Origin of the sequence: Brucella pseudogrignonensis (assembly GCF_031454375.1) — a bacterium.
GTDB lineage: Bacteria > Pseudomonadota > Alphaproteobacteria > Rhizobiales > Rhizobiaceae > Brucella > Brucella pseudogrignonensis_A.
Map to the genome: position 1 here is coordinate 170,944 of NZ_JAVDQT010000002.1, position 13,079 is coordinate 184,022.

The following is a 13,079-nucleotide window of genomic DNA, read 5'->3' on the forward strand; positions in this document are numbered from 1 at the left end:
CATCAGAAACAGCCGGTCGCAGAACCTCTGCGGCTGGCACTTCCATGGAGAACGGCAATGAAGCATCAATCCTACATGAACCGAGCGCTCAAGGCGCGTGACCCGCGCTATGCGCGTATTCTCGGCAAGCTTGGTTATTCGACCGCAGCTTTGACAACAGAGACTGGCGAGCCTCAGCCGCCATTGACGGTTACAATCCCCGCCGATTGGCGCGATTTGGCTTGGCCACAGCTCAAATCACTGGCCGGATCGGTTAGCGACGAAAAAATCAAGACCAAGGAAGATGCTGTTGCAGCAATCGAACTTGAGATCGAACGTCGCGGAGAGGCTAATTCCTAATGCGTGTACTTGGCTTCAACATCACCCGCGAGAAGGCGGCTGGCAACTTGTCGCGCCCTAATGATCGGGGTGGTTGGTGGCAAGTCATCAAGGAAAGCTTCACAGGTGCATGGCAGCGCAACATTGAAGTGAAGTTCGACAGCGTTCTTGCGTTTCATGCAGACTTTTCATGTCGTACGTTGATCGCATCGGATATCGCGAAACTGCGCATCAAGCTGGTTAAGCAGGATGAAGATGGAGTATGGTCTGAGATCAAGAAAAAGCCGTTCTCTGATGTACTGGCAAGGCCAAATCACTATCAAAACCGTATCCAGTTCATGGAAAATTGGGTGCTTTCCAAGCTCCAGAACGGGAATACCTACGTTCTGAAACAGCGGAATGAGCGCGGTCAGGTGGTTAGGCTCTATGTCCTTGACCCGAACCTTGTCACGCCATTGATCAGCGATGATGGATCGATATTCTATCAAATGAATACGGACAAGCTTGCAGGCGTGGTCGATCAGATCATCGTTCCAGCGCGTGAGATTATTCACGACCGTTTCAATTGCTTTTACCACCCTCTCGTGGGCCTTTCTCCGATCTTTGCAGGCGGATTGGCTGCGATGCAGGGTCTAGCGATCCAGAATGACAGTGCGGCGTTCTTCCAGAATGGAGCTCAACCGGGTGGCGTTCTCACCGCACCGGGTGAAATTCAGCAGGCAACAGCAGAACGGTTGAAGCGGCATTGGGAAAGTGAATATTCCGGCAAGAATGCTGGCAAAGTAGCGGTTCTCGGTGACGGCCTCAAATATGAGGCGATGAGAGCCAAATCCACAGATAGCCAGCTCATCGAGCAGCTTAAATGGTCTGCGGAAGTCGTCTGTTCGGTCTATCACGTGCCGCCGTATAAGGCTGGTGTTGGATCGATGCCGACGAACAACAATGTTCAAAGCCTGAACATCGAGTATTACACTCAGTGTTTGCAGGTTCTCATTGAAAGCATTGAGCTTTGTCTTGATGAGGGCCTCGGCACAGGCGAGGGCCTTGGCACTGACTTCGATACCGACAATCTGCTGAGAATGGACACTGCAACGCAGATGGACGTTCTTGATAAGGCTAAGAGCGTTTTGACGCTTGATGAGCGCCGACGCCGCCTTGAGATGCCAAAGCTGCCTACAGGCGGGAACACGGTCTATCTACAGCAGCAAGACCACAGCATCGAAGCAATCGCAGCAAGAGATCGGCAGCTTATCGACGGCGTGGATAAGCCGGTTGCATCACCTGCGAACGACAACATGATCGAAGAAGCTGACAAAGCGATGATCGAAATTCTAAGAGGGTTTGGCCAATGACATTTAATGGTAAAGCCTTCGGTCAGGAAATCGTCAAAGAGGTGAAGTCCTTTGTGACCAAAGAGCTCGCGCCAATCTTCAAACGGTTGGACGAGTTGGAAAAGCGATTTGACAGCCTTCCTGCGCCAAAAGACGGCAAAGACGCTGACATGAACGAAGTTCGTTCGATCATTTCGGACGAGTTGAAAGTAATCAGCGAAGCCGTCAACGCCATTGAGCCAGCGCCAGAGCTTCCCGACATTCCTAAGATGATTGAGGATGCCATTGCCGCCCGTATGGACGTTAAAGATATGGAGCGGTCTATTGAACAAGTCGTTCGCGTTGTAGTCGCGGAGATACCGCTTCCGCAGGACGGGAAAGACGGTGAAAACGGCACCGATGGTGCAAGCATATCCCTTGAAGACGTGCTGCCAGCCCTGCAAAAGCAGATTGATGAGCATCTTGCGACTGTCCCGGTCCCGCAGGACGGCAAGAGTGTGACAGTTGAAGATGTGACGCCACTTATCCAGTCCGAAGTAGAGAAACGTGTCAGTGAGCTTCCTACACCGAAAGACGGTAAGGATGGCCGCGACGGTTTGGACGTTAAAGACCTATTCCGAGGTGAGGGCGGTGTTCTTGTTGCCACTATGTCGGATGGTCGAGTGAAAGAGCTTGGCCAGTTCGTCGGCAAGGATGGTGAGAACGGCCTTCCGGGTAATGATGGTGTGGACGGTATCGGCTTCGATGATTTGTCAGTCGATTACGATGGCGAAAAAACTATCACCTTGCGCTTCACCAAGGGCGAGAACGTCAAAGAGTTTCCTTTGGTTCTGCCCGTCGTGATTGATCGTGGTGTATTCGTGGAAGGCAAGACCTATGCCCCCGGCGATGGTGTGACATGGGGCGGCAGCTTCTGGATTGCTCAGGAAGAAACCGGAGAGAAGCCAGATACGGCCAAGGGCTGGCGACTGGCTGTAAAGAAGGGCAGAGACGGTAAAGACGCCAAATCAACGCCAGCGGCCAGTTCTGGCCCGATACGGGTAACGATACCCAAGGCTGGTGACTAATGGCCGATCTGGTTTCGCTCCAAGAGGTCAAAAATGGCCTCCGTATCGATACTGAAGACGACGATGCGCATCTGAACTTGCTCATTTCTGCCGCTTCATTGCGTGTCAAAGCCTATCTTGATGTTCGCGCTGATGAAGTGATTGACGAGAACGGTGCAACGACTGATGGCCGGGTAAAAACCGCCGCAATCATGCTGGTTGGTTATTACCACCGAAACCCAGACCAAGACCCTGATGGTGACTTCGATGTTGGCATGCTCCCCAAGCCTGTCTCATCAATGCTCTATCAATTGCGTGACCTGATAGCGAGGTGAGCCATGGCCGCTAAACGATCTGCCGGTTCGCTGTATGACAAGATCACCTTCAGCACGGTCACCGAAGCGCCGGACCCACACGGTGGTTTCGAGCCGACCCCTACCGATTTCACCGTTAGAGCCAATATTCGTTATCTGCGGGGCGGTGAGACGGTTCAGGCAGCACGATTGACGGGTAAGCAGCCAGTCGTTGTGACGGTGCGCAGGAGTAGCCAGACGGCAGCTCTGACCACTGATGACAAGATGCGGGATGCGCGAACGGGAACCGAGTACCAGATCAGGGCAATCGTCCCGACCGAGGACCGGCAGTTTATGGAAATCACGGCGGAGAGCGGGGTGGCAACATGAGTGTATCCGTTGCCCTGCAAGACCTCATCATTTCCACTCTCAAGGCTGATCCGAAAGTGTCAGCACTTGTCGCTGATCGCGTCTATGACGGTCCACCTGAAAAGCCGACATTCCCTTATATCTCGATGGGCGCGAGTGATTTTCGTACCGATGATGCGGACTGTATCAACAGCCGGGAAGAGACTATCCAGATTGATTGTTGGGTGCGCAGGAATGGCCGGAAATGGCCGTGTAAAGAGATTGTAGACGCGATTGTCGGTGCATTGAGAAATGTCACCGGCGAACTGTCAAACGGCACTCTTGTCGGCCTAAATATCGAACTATCGCGTGTTCTTGATGATCCAGACGGCATCACTACACACGGCGTCGTGCAAGTCACCGGCTTTATCGATGAGGAATGGGACAATGGTTGAGGGGTTAGATAGGCTCAAGAGAAAGCTCACCAAAACCATTCCGCAGGCTGTATTCGACGTGACAATAAAAGCCATGGAGCAGGGGGCGACTGATGTTGTTGCCATGATGCGCCGCCTAGCGCCAAAGGATAGCGGGAAGCTTGCTCAATCGATCAACTGGACGTGGGGCGATGCACCGAAAGGCTCAATGGTTCTCGGCAAATCATCACCGACACGTGACGGCTTAGTAATCACGATCTACGCCGGAGATGCATCAACAATGGTTGGTGAGCGCGAACAGTTTCAGCTTGCCAGACTGCAAGAGTTCGGCACCCAGCACATGAAGGCAAGCCCGTACTTCTTCCCATCTTGGCGCACATTGAGAAAGCGCGTTCGGGGAAGGGTCACGCGCCAGATGCGCAAAGCAGTCAGAGACGGAGCGAAATAATGGCTTGGGCAATCTTCAAAGTGGAATGCAACTGGTCGCGTCCTCGCAGCCGGTATTCGTTCAACGCCAAGGCTTCGCCTGAACCGCAAGAACGTCCGCAAGACTTCATTGATTACTGCGTATCGAAAGGCTGGGCCGAAGCGGTCACAAGCCCGACACGCGATGAGAAACGCGCTCTCAAGGGCCGTAAAAGGGCAATCTAGCCCAATCACCTGAAACCGGGCCTCAAGCCCTATCAAGGCTGGCGTATTGCTGGCCCGTTTTCGCATGGAGAATTATCATGGCCGTTAAGCCAACTACCGCAGAGTTTCAGCATCTGGTTGTTGAAATTGAAACAGATGTCGAGGGTACTTTCTCAAAGATCTGCGGCATCACACAGCGCGGCATCAACCGTCAGCACAACATGCAGACCACGGAAGTGCCCGCCGATTGTGAAGATGAAAGCCTGCCAGCTGTTGTTGAACGTGCTGTTCAGTCCTCGGAAGTCACAATTTCAGGTACTGGCGTCTGGGCCAGTCAAAGCCATGAAATGATGCTTGATTGGTGGTATTCGGGCGGGAAGAAGACAATTCGCGTTCAGCACGTCAATTCTGCTGTTGGTGACACAGAATATGAGACAGGATCAGCGATCCTCGTGAACCTCAACAATGCCGTTGAAAAAGGCCAGAAGGTATCGGCTGAAATCGAAATTCAGTTCGACGGCCTGCCAACGCGTACCGCTAAGGCTGCGTAATGGCTAAGGCTCTCACATGGGCTGGCGGAGAGCATGATTTTGAACTCCGCCTTGAACACCTTCGCGCCCTGCAAGACAAATGCGATGCTGGGCCGCAATGGATCCTGATGCGGCTCACGACAAAGCAATGGTTCATTGACGATGTGATCCAGCCTATCCGCCTCGGCCTTGAGGGTGGCGGCATGGAAAAGGAAGCCGCCCGTAAGTTGGTTCAAAAGTTCGTTGAGGATCGTCCACTCACATTGTCGGTGCTGACTGCGCAGGCCGTGTTGATGGTTGCTCTCTTTGGCGATGAGGATGATCAGCCGGGGGAGGGACAAGCGGGGGCGAAGAAGACCCGAACCCGCTCCCGCGTGGCAAATGGAAGTTCAACCGCTTCTACCAATGGGAAGGAATAATTCATCGCGACATCGACAAGATGACGCTTTGGAAATTCCGCTGTGCGGTTGAAGGCTTCAAAACCGCCAATGCGACCGAAGAAAAAGCCGCTCCCGGTATGAGCGACGATCAACTTGCAGAACTTGGAATTGAGGGCTTCTGATGGCAACTGACGTTGAACGCCTTGTTGTGGCTATGGAGGCCCGGACTGCGGCTTTTGAAAAGGCGCTCAACCGCTCATATAATCAGGCGGCAAAGCAATCCAATCAGATTGAACGACGCTTTCGCGATATGAATAAGAATATCGAAAGTGTGTTCTCTCGCGGTAGCATTAGTTCTGCGATCAAGAAAGACCTTGAAGCGTCCGTTGCGGCTGTATCGACAGCGGAAGCCAAGCTTAGTCAGTCCACAACATCCATGAAAGGGATGATGACCGGACTGGCTGGCATATTTGCAGCCCGCGAATTGGTCATGATGGCCGATAGTTGGTCTGATGTTTCCGCCCGTGTCGGTATCGCCGTGGGTGAAATGTCAGAAGCTCCAGCGGTTATGGAGCGTCTATATAATCTTGCGCAGGACACCTATTCAGGTTTTCAGCAGACGGCGGAAAGCTTCATTGCCAACAGCACTGCTCTCAAAGAGCTTGGCTACAACACCAACCAGCAGCTTGATTATACTGAGGCGTTAAACAACGCCCTTGTTGTATCGGGTGCAAAAGGTGATCGTGCAACCAGTGTCACGAACGCGCTATCAAAGGCGATGGCGGCTGGAAAGTTGTCAGGTGATGGCCTTAATACGATCATCGAAACAGGCGGACGTGTAGCTGAGGTTCTGGCGGCTGAACTTGGCGTTGGTGTGAATGCACTGCGCGATGTTGGTGCGCAGGGCAAGATTACATCTCAGGTCATCTACAGTGCTCTCACTAAGCGAATGGAACAGCTTGCAGATCAAGCTGGGTCTATGCCCGCAACAATTGGCGATGCATTACAGCAGATCCAGAACGCGGCGCTAAAGTCTGTCGGTGCACTCGATCAGACTGGAAAGGTCTCAGAAAAGCTATCTGGCCTGCTGGGCGGTGTTGCCAAGAATATGGATGCCGTTGCCGTGGCAGGTGTCGCAATGGCAGCAGCCTTCGGTGCCCGCCAGATTGGGAACGCATCAACAGATCTTACCAAGTATGCAAAATCCTCTATCGATGCAGCCAAGGCTTCACGGATTGCAGCGCTTGAAACGGCGCAGTCGGCACGTGAGGTTGCATTGCAGGAACATGCAGTTGCTACAGCGCGGTTGCGAAGCGCGGAAGCCGCAATGGCTGGCATTCGTACAAATGGGCTTGTTACCGCATCTTATCGAAATGTCAGTCGTGAGTTGTTGGCAGCTCGTATGACCATGAGCGCTGCGAATGCACAATTGTCTGTTGCTGATAGTTCTCTTGCAAAGAACGTTGCATCAATTACACCAGCAGCTACCGCAGCAAATGCAGCTATTCGAGGCCTTTCAGGGGCGATGACTGCGCTTGGTGGTCCGGTCGGTGTTGGGCTACTGGCCTTGACTGGCATCATGTATGCGATTTCTACGCGCTCGCAGGAAGCTGAGGACCGTGCAAACCGCTATGCTGAAGCTATCCGCAAGGCTGGTGAAGACACAGATTATGCCGGGCTTGGTATCGAAAAGACTGCTGAAAAGCTGTTCACTCTTTCCAGCGGTCTTACGGAAGCCCAGAAGGCAATTCGTGTTGATGAGGCAACCGCAAACGTCGAAAAGTCTGTTGCGGCGCTGGAAGAGGCTTTCAACTCTGCCGGTCGCGGTATCGCAGGTCTAAGCACCTATCTTTCATCCGCTTATGGTGAAATGGGTGATCTGGTTGAGCGTTTCAAAGACGGTGAAATTTCAGTCGAGGATTTCAACTCTGAATTAGACCGTTTGTCTGGCATCGACCCGAATGTAACTGCTGTTGTCGCGCGTATGCAGCAAATTGCATCAGAAGCTGCCGCTGCACGTGGTGAAGTCAATGCTCTGGGATTGGCACTTTCCAGCCTCGGTGGCAAAGGCGGTCGCGTTGGGAAAGAAACCGATGCGGAACGCGAAGCGCGTGAAGCTGGCGTTCGTCAATCTCAAGTCAACTTCAATGAGCGTTTTGGTGATTTTGAGGAAACCAAGAAAAGCTTAGAAGCGCAGGCTAAGGCTATTGAAGATGCCGCGAAAAAAGCGGCTGGTGGCGGTAAGAAGCGCAAGGGTGGCGGCGGACGTTCAAAGAAAGATCGTCCAGATGATTTGCAGCGAGAAATCGAGCAGATCAAAGAGCGCACCGCAGCCATACAAGCTGAAACCGAAGCGCAGGCGGGTATCAACCCGCTCATTGATGATTACGATTATGCAATCACCAAAGCTCGCGCTACGCAAGAGTTGCTCAATGCTGCCAAGAAAGCCGGGATTGAAATCACGCCCGCTTTGAAAGACCAAATCGAAGGTCTGGCAGAAGGTTATGCAAACGCCACCGTTCAAGCCAATAAACTCGCCGAAAGTCAGGATCAGGCGCGAGAGGCCGCTGACTTCTTCAAAGGCTCCATGATGGATGCTTTTCAGTCGATGATACCGGCGATTGAAACCGGTAATTCGGCTCTTGATAAGTTCCTGAATACGCTCATTGAGGCGGTCTTGCAGGCAACGTTACTTGGCAAGGGTCCACTGGCTGGCATCTTTGGCGGCGGTGGGTCGGGGGTATTTGGCGGTATCGGCAAGCTGCTTGGTTTTGACAAGGGCGGCTACACTGGTTCTGGTGGCAAATATGAACCGGCAGGCGTGGTGCACAAGGGCGAATATGTCTTTGATCAGGATGCGGTCCGCGCTGCTGGTGGACCTGCGGCTCTCGATGCAATGCGACGTGGTCTGAAAGGCTATGCCAACGGTGGTTATGTCGGTCCACTGCCAACTTCGAACGCACCGACTGCGCCCGGTATCAAGGGTATGCGGGGGCAGGGTTCGAATGAGACTATTCGCATCATGCTTCAAGACGACAGTGGAAGAATGGCGTCCATTGCCGATCAGCGGATACAGACGGCAGCGGGGCCACTTGTCGAAATTTCTGTTCGCAAAAGCACAGCAACGGTGAAGGGCGCTCTTCCATCAATGATCGCTGACGCACAAACAAGGCAAATGTAATGGCAACAATTCTCTGGCCGCGCTCTGTGCTTAAACCTAAGCGCGATCCGTTCAACATTGCGCCTCGCACATTGGCTGGACCTGCGAGTATATCAGGTGTTTCGCAGGTTTCAGCGTCAGATGCTGGTATCTGGAAGGCCACGTTTGCAGATATCATCATGAAGCGCGGGACAGCTTCAATCTTAGCGTTCCGCGCTATTTCCACAATGCTAGAGGGCAGGTTACATCCCATTCTTGTTCCACGGTGCTGCGCCTATCAGCCATTTGATCCAGACTGGAAAGACTTGCTTAATAGGGTTCCTCATTCGGATACCAGCCCGTTTAGCGATGGTGGCTTGTATCGTTCTCGCGCAATCGACATTCGCCTGACAAGCAATATCCCGCTGCGAGGAACAACAGCAAACATCGCCATTGTTGCAGCGGGTCAATTGCAGCCTGGACAAGATTTCTCAGTCGGTGAGCGCATGTATCGTATTCGTACAGTGCAGATGACCGGGGAAAATACGGCAACAATCACTTTCCGGCCTCCAGCACGTGAGGCTGTGGCGGCTGAAACGGACATGGAATTTGACCGGCCCGTCTGCCGCATGCGCCTCGCAACCGATGGTGAGATGGATCTGGACTTGGACCTTGTTGCGCCATGGTCATACCCAACAGTCAATTTCATTGAGGATGTGTGATGTCGTTTTTCACGCCGCAGCAATTGGCTGAGTTCTCAAAAGGTGAGGTTCGGCTTGATATGCTTGTCGAGTTCCGCTTTGCGTCTGAAACAATGCGGGTATGGAACGGCAATACCAAACTGCTAGCTGGCGGCAATATCTATGAGCCAATGTATGGCTATGGTTCGATTGATGGCATCGGCATGGGGTCATCAACAGCCGCAGAAAGCGTGTCGTTTCAATTAAGTGGTTTGCCGGATGCAACACTGAACTTTCTCGCCATGGCGCTTGATGCCAACGACGAGGTTGATCAGAGGATTGTTATGGTTTCTATCCAGTTGTTCGATACCGAATGGCAACCACTTGGTAACCCTGCGCCGATCTGGTGGGGCTTCATGCAGCCGCCGCGCATTAGCCGTTCAGAAATGCAGGGGATTGATGGCGCGATCCAGTCAATCTCAATGACGGCTGAGAACGCATTCTTCAATCGGTCTCGACCTGCTTATGGCCGGTACACTGACCGCGATCAGCAAGCCAGATCGAAAGGGGATAAGTTCTTTCAGTTTGTTGGGTCGCTGCTATTCAAAAGCTTCAAATACCCCGACTACTAAGGCTAGTTCATGCACATTGCAGATTTTGTAGCAACCGAGGCGCTAAAGCCTTTTCGGTGGGGTGAGACTGACTGTGCTTCAACAGCGGACCGATGGATCAACGCTCACACAGGCAAATCACCTTTGGCGCAGGCCGGGTTGGTTTACCGGGATGAGTACGACGCAACAGCACTTCTGATTGAACGTGGCAGTTTCCCTGTTGTCGTCAATCGGGCGATGAGGCTGATCGGCTTTGAAAAGACAGAAACACCACAAACCGGCGATGTCGGTCTGATCCTTCACAATCGAAAAATGTGCCTCGCCATTCGCGCTGAAACATTCTGGTTCTCAAGAGACGAGAGCGGACTGATCGGCGCACCCCTTGATGCAATCTGGAAAGCTTGGAGAATTCGATGCCTGTAGCTCTTTCCGGCTTAATTGCAACAATCGTTGGCACTGGCGCAGTTGGTGCAGCTCTCCAGACGGGTCTTGCGGCTCTCACAATGTTTGCATCAACCACGTTGGGCGGTTTGGCGCTGACACTTGGCTTTTCCTATCTCGCATCTTCGATTTTCCGCCCGTCACAGCCAAAGCCGGAGGATGTGCAGCAACAGGTTCGTCAGCCGACCGCACCGCGCATCAGACATTACGGTCGCGTAAAAATGTCAGGAACTTGGGCCTTTGCCGAAACCAAGAGCGGCAATTTCTACAAGGTTCTGGCATTGGGACAGGGGCCATTTGAAGCCATTGAGGAAGTTTACATTGATGATCTGGTGCTTGATCTGCAATCTGATGGAACGCCACGACCGCCAAGCAAGTTCCGCCAAGGCACAACAGGGTCATCGCTTTTGCGCATACAGACGCGTTTGGGCGTCACTGTTGAAACGTCATACAATGAATTGGTCTCAGCTTTTCCAGAATGGACGGCGCAACATCGAGGCGATGGTGTGGCCTCATTGTTGGCCTGCCAATATGCGGTAGGGCAGGAAAGCTATCTCAGCCTGTTTCCTAACGGGATCAATACAAATTACCGGGTAGTGGCCCGCACCTCGATTATTGAAAACCCCATCACGGGGGGCATGGAATGGAATGACCGAGCAGCTGCCGTCATCCGTGATTACATGACCCATCGTGACGGTATGCGTCTGCCCAAAAGCCTCTTCACAACGCCGCTCGCGCAGGCTGGTTGGGTTGCCGCGTATAACCGTTCCGATGAACCGATTGCGATAGCTGGTGGCGGCGCGGAGCCTCGATACAGGCTTTGGGGGTCGTATCAGCTCAATGAGCGTCCTGCTGACGTTCTGGGCCGAATGCTGGCATGTTGTGATGGTCGTTTGGTACCGACACCAGATGGCGGTTTGACCCTCGATATCGGGGCATGGGAAGAGCCTACCGTTATTTTGACAGCTGACGCAATTACAGGATTTTCCGAAGTTGGGCGTGGTCGCGATGTGATGACATCAGCCAACACGATCCGCGCCACATTCCTTGATCCAAGTCAGGATTATCAATCGACAGATGCTGATCCATGGGCTGATGAAAACGATGTCTCTGAGCGCGGAGAGGAAGCCAAGGACGTTCAATTCAACATGGCACCTTCGCATAGTCAGGCGCGACGCTTGATGAAACTGGAGTGGTGGCGCGCAAACCCTGTTTGGGTAGGAACTTTCAATACCAACCTCATGGGTCTGGCAGCATTTGCCAAGCGTTTCATCCGTATTCAGTACCCTTTATTTGGTATCAACAGCGCGTTTGAAGTCTTGGACTTCAAATTTATCATCGGTGATGGCGGCATCCTTCAGGGCGCAACAATTCAAGTTCAGTCGATGCCGCAAAACGCTTATCAGTGGGATACCTCGCAGGAGGGAACCGCACCTGTGTCTGACAATAGCAACGTGGATGATGATCTGCCGGTGCCAGCTGCGCCTGCCGTTATTATCCAATCCGGGCCTGTTGCAGAATTGAGCTTTCCGCCGTCTGGCAATCTACTTCTCAGTTATATGGTCCGCTGGAAAAAGACAGCAGATACGGAATGGACAGCAGTCGGTCCGCTGGAAAATAAAGCTGAGCGATACACAACGCCAACGCTTGCAGCCGCAACCGAATACGAATTCCAGTTGGCGATGCGAACCGAAAAGGGCCGGGTAGGCACCTATTCGCCGAGCACAGTCCGAACGACGCCCTGATCGATCAAACAATTTAGATAATTTCCCCTGCTCTGGCGGGGCTATTTACCATGGAGCAATCGCATGACCGCACGTCCATTTGATGAAGTTTTCCGCGATTTCGTAATTAATGGAATCCCGGCTTCCGGACCTTATAGTCCCTATAAGCCAGACATTCGCGATAGTCTTAACGCACTGGTCGCAGGTCCATTCCCGGATAATCGTATCATTAAACTCAACAATGCTGATGAGGGATCGGCCAACAATATCGTTGTAACAGCTGCTGTCGATATTCCGGCAGCGACGTATCAGGTTCTTTATATCCTGAATGTCACTCAGGAAAATACAGGCCCGGTTACGGTATCAGGCGCAATCAATCGCGCACTGGTGACAAACACAAATAGACCCGTTGAGGCAGGTTATTTGCAGTCGGGCATGGCGCTACTCTGCATTGATACCGGCATGGAACTGCGACTGCTTTCATATGGTGATGCAGAGGCCATTCAAGAGGCTGCGGAAGATGCTGCGGCACGAGCGGAAGCTGCAGCTAACTCTCTAAATCTACCTACTATTCAGCCGGGCGATGCTGGTAAGTCACTCGTCGTAAATCCTGACGAAGACGGATATGAGCTGGGTTCTCCTAGTTCGGGTGCCGGTGAATATGAAAGCCGTGCAAAGGTCGAGGAAACCGACATCCCCGAAACGGCAAATTTCCTCCGTACCGCTGGTTATTACGCACCCGGCGACGGCGGTGGCGCGCTTTATAAGCGTGTCGCTACCCAACCTACGCACGCGGGTAAAGTGCAATCAGCAGATGGTGCCTGGTGGGAGATATCAAAAGATGAACATAATCCGCTGTGCTTTGGTGCGAAAGCAGATGGCTCTCAAGATGATGCTCCTGCTATCTTAGGAGCATTGCAGGCTAGCCGCTTAGCAAATTTGCCGGAAGGTAAGTTTCTTATCTCGTCTCAAATCCTGATCGACAATTCCACGATGGCAGGTGAAACAGAGAGTGGACCCAAAGGCTTCATACTTCGCGGACAAGATGCCAGACAGACTATAATTATGGCAGCTCCGGCCCTAACGACGCGAATGCTTCACTTGAATTACGGGCTAGATGCATCCGCACATTCAATGCACCATTATTCTGATTTTAGTCTTGTTGGCCGCAGCA

The 13,079-nt window shown here is 52.7% G+C and carries 16 protein-coding genes and 1 pseudogene; all 17 read left to right on the forward strand.

The features are described from left to right. Positions 1–57 precede the first annotated feature (57 nt). Entirely contained in the window at positions 58–339 is a 282-nt protein-coding gene (locus J2782_RS08630) for a hypothetical protein (RefSeq protein ID WP_310011466.1), read from the forward strand. After that, on the forward strand, positions 339–1,670 hold the full coding sequence (locus J2782_RS08635) for a phage portal protein (RefSeq protein WP_310011468.1): 1,332 nt from the start codon (positions 339–341) through the stop codon (positions 1,668–1,670). The genes J2782_RS08630 and J2782_RS08635 overlap by 1 nt, the downstream gene beginning before the upstream one ends. Continuing rightward, positions 1,667–2,716, forward strand: coding sequence for a hypothetical protein (locus J2782_RS08640; protein WP_310011470.1), 1,050 nt, complete (start codon positions 1,667–1,669; stop codon positions 2,714–2,716). Before J2782_RS08635 ends, J2782_RS08640 begins: the two co-directional genes overlap by 4 nt. Beyond that, positions 2,716–3,030, forward strand: a complete 315-nt coding sequence (locus J2782_RS08645; RefSeq protein WP_310011472.1) for a head-tail connector protein — start codon at positions 2,716–2,718, stop codon at positions 3,028–3,030. Before J2782_RS08640 ends, J2782_RS08645 begins: the two co-directional genes overlap by 1 nt. A 3-nt stretch (positions 3,031–3,033) precedes the next feature. Next, positions 3,034–3,378 carry a head-tail adaptor protein gene (locus J2782_RS08650; RefSeq protein WP_310011475.1) on the forward strand — a complete coding sequence of 115 codons (345 nt, stop codon included), beginning with the start codon at positions 3,034–3,036 and terminating at the stop codon, positions 3,376–3,378. Next, the gene (locus tag J2782_RS08655) at positions 3,375–3,791 is read left to right on the forward strand and encodes a DUF3168 domain-containing protein (protein ID WP_310011478.1); all 417 of its coding nucleotides are present in this window, start codon (positions 3,375–3,377) and stop codon (positions 3,789–3,791) included. The genes J2782_RS08650 and J2782_RS08655 overlap by 4 nt, the downstream gene beginning before the upstream one ends. Then, positions 3,784–4,218 carry an HK97-gp10 family putative phage morphogenesis protein gene (locus J2782_RS08660; RefSeq protein ID WP_310011479.1) on the forward strand — a complete coding sequence of 145 codons (435 nt, stop codon included), beginning with the start codon at positions 3,784–3,786 and terminating at the stop codon, positions 4,216–4,218. The genes J2782_RS08655 and J2782_RS08660 overlap by 8 nt, the downstream gene beginning before the upstream one ends. Then, positions 4,218–4,421 (forward strand): hypothetical protein, encoded by a 204-nt coding sequence (locus J2782_RS08665; RefSeq protein WP_310011481.1) that lies wholly within the window; start codon positions 4,218–4,220, stop codon positions 4,419–4,421. The genes J2782_RS08660 and J2782_RS08665 overlap by 1 nt, the downstream gene beginning before the upstream one ends. A 77-nt stretch (positions 4,422–4,498) precedes the next feature. Then, positions 4,499–4,951 (forward strand): phage tail tube protein, encoded by a 453-nt coding sequence (locus J2782_RS08670; RefSeq protein WP_310011483.1) that lies wholly within the window; start codon positions 4,499–4,501, stop codon positions 4,949–4,951. Continuing rightward, the gene (locus J2782_RS08675; RefSeq protein WP_310011485.1) at positions 4,951–5,349 is read left to right on the forward strand and encodes a gene transfer agent family protein; all 399 of its coding nucleotides are present in this window, start codon (positions 4,951–4,953) and stop codon (positions 5,347–5,349) included. The genes J2782_RS08670 and J2782_RS08675 overlap by 1 nt, the downstream gene beginning before the upstream one ends. 20 nt (positions 5,350–5,369) lie before the next feature. Then, entirely contained in the window at positions 5,370–5,492 is a 123-nt protein-coding gene (locus J2782_RS08680) for a hypothetical protein (RefSeq protein ID WP_310011487.1), read from the forward strand. Beyond that, on the forward strand, positions 5,492–8,491 hold the full coding sequence (locus J2782_RS08685) for a tape measure protein (RefSeq protein WP_310011489.1): 3,000 nt from the start codon (positions 5,492–5,494) through the stop codon (positions 8,489–8,491). Before J2782_RS08680 ends, J2782_RS08685 begins: the two co-directional genes overlap by 1 nt. Further along, on the forward strand, positions 8,491–9,171 hold the full coding sequence (locus J2782_RS08690) for a hypothetical protein (protein ID WP_310011492.1): 681 nt from the start codon (positions 8,491–8,493) through the stop codon (positions 9,169–9,171). The genes J2782_RS08685 and J2782_RS08690 overlap by 1 nt, the downstream gene beginning before the upstream one ends. Further along, complete coding sequence (locus J2782_RS08695; RefSeq protein ID WP_310011494.1) at positions 9,171–9,761, forward strand: hypothetical protein; 591 nt, start codon at positions 9,171–9,173, stop codon at positions 9,759–9,761. The genes J2782_RS08690 and J2782_RS08695 overlap by 1 nt, the downstream gene beginning before the upstream one ends. Positions 9,762–9,770: 9 nt before the next feature. Then, positions 9,771–10,163: a DUF6950 family protein gene (locus tag J2782_RS08700; RefSeq protein ID WP_310011495.1), complete on the forward strand. Its 393-nt coding sequence runs from the start codon at positions 9,771–9,773 to the stop codon at positions 10,161–10,163. After that, a complete protein-coding gene (locus J2782_RS08705) occupies positions 10,154–11,926 on the forward strand; it encodes a fibronectin type III domain-containing protein (protein WP_310011497.1) in 1,773 nt (590 codons plus the stop codon). Before J2782_RS08700 ends, J2782_RS08705 begins: the two co-directional genes overlap by 10 nt. A gap of 63 nt (positions 11,927–11,989) precedes the next feature. Next, positions 11,990–12,628: pseudogene (locus J2782_RS08710) on the forward strand (hypothetical protein); the annotation flags it as partial. Between the last annotated feature and the right edge of the window lie 451 nt (positions 12,629–13,079).

Excerpts from the sequence above, each read along its gene's own strand:
- J2782_RS08630 (WP_310011466.1), top strand. The coding sequence starts at position 58 with ATGAAGCATCAATCCTACATGAACCGAGCGCTCAAGGCGCGTGACCCG.
- J2782_RS08650 (WP_310011475.1), top strand. The coding sequence starts at position 3,034 with ATGGCCGCTAAACGATCTGCCGGTTCGCTGTATGACAAGATCACCTTC.
- J2782_RS08685 (WP_310011489.1), top strand. The coding sequence starts at position 5,492 with ATGGCAACTGACGTTGAACGCCTTGTTGTGGCTATGGAGGCCCGGACT.
- J2782_RS08690 (WP_310011492.1), top strand. The coding sequence starts at position 8,491 with ATGGCAACAATTCTCTGGCCGCGCTCTGTGCTTAAACCTAAGCGCGAT.
- J2782_RS08640 (WP_310011470.1), top strand. The coding sequence starts at position 1,667 with ATGACATTTAATGGTAAAGCCTTCGGTCAGGAAATCGTCAAAGAGGTG.
- J2782_RS08655 (WP_310011478.1), top strand. The coding sequence starts at position 3,375 with ATGAGTGTATCCGTTGCCCTGCAAGACCTCATCATTTCCACTCTCAAG.
- J2782_RS08705 (WP_310011497.1), top strand. The coding sequence starts at position 10,154 with ATGCCTGTAGCTCTTTCCGGCTTAATTGCAACAATCGTTGGCACTGGC.
- J2782_RS08680 (WP_310011487.1), top strand. The coding sequence starts at position 5,370 with ATGACGCTTTGGAAATTCCGCTGTGCGGTTGAAGGCTTCAAAACCGCC.
- J2782_RS08665 (WP_310011481.1), top strand. The coding sequence starts at position 4,218 with ATGGCTTGGGCAATCTTCAAAGTGGAATGCAACTGGTCGCGTCCTCGC.
- J2782_RS08670 (WP_310011483.1), top strand. The coding sequence starts at position 4,499 with ATGGCCGTTAAGCCAACTACCGCAGAGTTTCAGCATCTGGTTGTTGAA.
- J2782_RS08675 (WP_310011485.1), top strand. The coding sequence starts at position 4,951 with ATGGCTAAGGCTCTCACATGGGCTGGCGGAGAGCATGATTTTGAACTC.
- J2782_RS08645 (WP_310011472.1), top strand. The coding sequence starts at position 2,716 with ATGGCCGATCTGGTTTCGCTCCAAGAGGTCAAAAATGGCCTCCGTATC.
- J2782_RS08700 (WP_310011495.1), top strand. The coding sequence starts at position 9,771 with ATGCACATTGCAGATTTTGTAGCAACCGAGGCGCTAAAGCCTTTTCGG.
- J2782_RS08695 (WP_310011494.1), top strand. The coding sequence starts at position 9,171 with ATGTCGTTTTTCACGCCGCAGCAATTGGCTGAGTTCTCAAAAGGTGAG.
- J2782_RS08660 (WP_310011479.1), top strand. The coding sequence starts at position 3,784 with ATGGTTGAGGGGTTAGATAGGCTCAAGAGAAAGCTCACCAAAACCATT.
- J2782_RS08635 (WP_310011468.1), top strand. The coding sequence starts at position 339 with ATGCGTGTACTTGGCTTCAACATCACCCGCGAGAAGGCGGCTGGCAAC.